The 2,103-nt window shown below is 67.1% G+C and carries 2 protein-coding genes; both read right to left on the bottom strand.

The features are described 5' to 3' along the window. Positions 1-26: 26 nt before the first annotated feature. Complete coding sequence (locus tag N5K27_RS28765) at positions 27-1,652, bottom strand: IS66 family transposase (RefSeq protein WP_176400713.1); 1,626 nt, start codon at positions 1,650-1,652, stop codon at positions 27-29. A gap of 116 nt (positions 1,653-1,768) precedes the next feature. Beyond that, a partial coding sequence (gene tnpB, locus N5K27_RS28760; RefSeq protein WP_279820991.1) for an IS66 family insertion sequence element accessory protein TnpB occupies positions 1,769-2,103 on the bottom strand: 335 nt, incomplete at its 5' end.

The following is a 2,103-nucleotide window of genomic DNA, read 5'->3' as shown; positions in this document are numbered from 1 at the left end:
GTAAGCGCTCCATAACCCCCATGGGTTTACGCGCCGACGGTCTCCATGGCTAAATCCTGTGGATGCAGATTCCATGGCAACAGCGCTTCGTAATCCTCGACGGTCTTGGCCGTGGGCAGTTCCCGGAGCACCCGACGCAGCCAGGTGTAGGGCTCGCGGCCATTGGCCTTGGCCGTTTCCACCAGCGAGTAGATCAAGGCGCTGGCATGGGCGCCAGCCGGCGTGTCGCTGAACAGCCATCCCTTGCGACCCACCACGAAGGGCCGGATCGCGCCCTCGCACCGGTTGTTGTCGATCGGCAGATCGCCCCGCTCGAGGTAGCGCACGAGCTTGTCCCAGTACCTGTCCAAATAGGCCAGCGCCTTGCCCAGCGCCAGGCTCGGCGGCACCTGCGGTCGCGTCTTGTCCAACCACGCCCGCAGTTCGGCCAGCACCGGCACGCTGCGCGCCTGGCGACCGGCCTGCCGCTGGGCATCCGTCACGTCCTTCAAGTCGCGCTCGATGCGGTAGAGCTGGCCGATCAGCGCTATCGCCTCGTCGGCACGGCCACGCTTGCCGGAGGGCTGTACTTTGACGGCCTCAACGAAGCGGCGCCGCGCATGGGCCCAGCACGCCATGTGCTCGACACCTGGTGTGCGCGCCACGGCGCCATAGCCCTCATAGCCGTCGGTCATCAGAAAGCCTTGCCAACCCTCGAGCAGGCGCTGCGGCACCTGCCCCGAGCGGCTCGCGTCGTAGTCGTAGATCACCACCGGTCGGTCAGGCGGCCCGCCGGTCTGGACCCACATGTAGGAGGTCGAGCTTGCCGCCTTGCCGGGCTCCTTGAGTACCTGCACCGTGGTCTCGTCCATATGGAGCACGGGGGCGCTGAGCAAGTGATCACGCAGCAGATTGTGGATCGGCTGCAGCGCCTGCGCCGTGCCGATCACCCAGCGCGCCAGCGTCTGGCGCGGCACCGTGATGCCACTGCGAGCCAGCACATGCTCGAAGCGCGCCAGCGGCAAGCCATCGACATACTTGACCGTCAGCAGCATGGCCAGCAGATCGTTGCTGGCATTGCTCTTGGGCAGCACCTGAGGCGCCACGGGCGCCGTGACCGGCGCCTGCTCGCCGCCTGGACAGGCGTAGCGCTTCCTGATGTGACGCAGCACCCGAACCTGCATCGGAACGATGTCCAGCTGTTCGCTGACCTCCTCGCCGATCTGGACCATCGGCGTGCCGCACGCGCAGGTGCGCTCGCTCTCGGGCACCTCGTGCACGATGTCGATGCGGGGCAGCTCGCTGGGCAAGGGGCCGCGTTTGCCGCGTGCGCTCGGCCGAGGGCCGGCAGGACGCTCAGTCCCGCCCCTGGCAGGGGCCGCGGGCAGCGGCACGACCTCATCGAGTTCGGTCGTGCCGGCCGCCAGCGCATCGGCTTCGTCGAACAGGCGGGCCTGCCCGACATGCGCTTCGCTGCTACGGCCGAACTGGCGGCGGCGCGAGAGCACCAACTGCTCGAACAACTCCTGCACCCGTTGCGCCAGGCGGGCTTGCACCTGCGCCTCGACCTGCGCGTGAACCTGAACTTGAACTTGAGCTTGGATGTGCGCTGCGATTTGCGCCTGGAGCCGCGCCGCCGCCTGTTCCCCGACCTCTCGGGCCAGGTCTCGCATCACAGCTTCCAGCCCTGGCGGGGCCGCTACGCCAGCGCGCGCCGGACCCCTGTGGGGGACGGTGATTGGCGAGGCGGGCGGCATCGAAGGCATGCCGCCATTTTACCAAGAACCCCCTACATGACGGCCTCGTAATGCAAGGTTTTATGCGGTCTGTGCGCCCAGAGATCGAACCCTTCGAGCAGCCACTCCAACTCCTGCACGTTCAGCGTACACGTGCGCTGTCCCGGGTCCAGCGCCGGCCAGGCAAAGCGCTCCCGCTCGAGCCGCTTGTACCAAAGACAGAATCCATTGCGGTGCCAGTACAGCGCCTTGATCTTGTTGCGGTGGCGGTTCACGAACACGAACAGCGCATCGCCCAGCGGGTTCATCTGCAGCTCCTGCTCGACCAGCGCCGAGAGCCCGCCGATCGACTTCCTGAAGTCCACCGGCTCTCGGCACAGGTACACCG

It is taken from the genome of Pigmentiphaga sp. GD03639 (genome assembly GCF_029845405.1).
Taxonomy (GTDB): domain Bacteria; phylum Pseudomonadota; class Gammaproteobacteria; order Burkholderiales; family Burkholderiaceae_B; genus Pigmentiphaga; species Pigmentiphaga daeguensis.
The sequence above is the reverse complement of the archived record's forward strand: the minus strand, read 5'-3'. Positions and strand labels throughout refer to the sequence as shown.

Coding starts and splice junctions, on each gene's coding strand:
- N5K27_RS28765 (WP_176400713.1), bottom strand. CDS start 1,652: ATGCGAGACCTGGCCCGAGAGGTCGGGGAACAGGCGGCGGCGCGGCTC.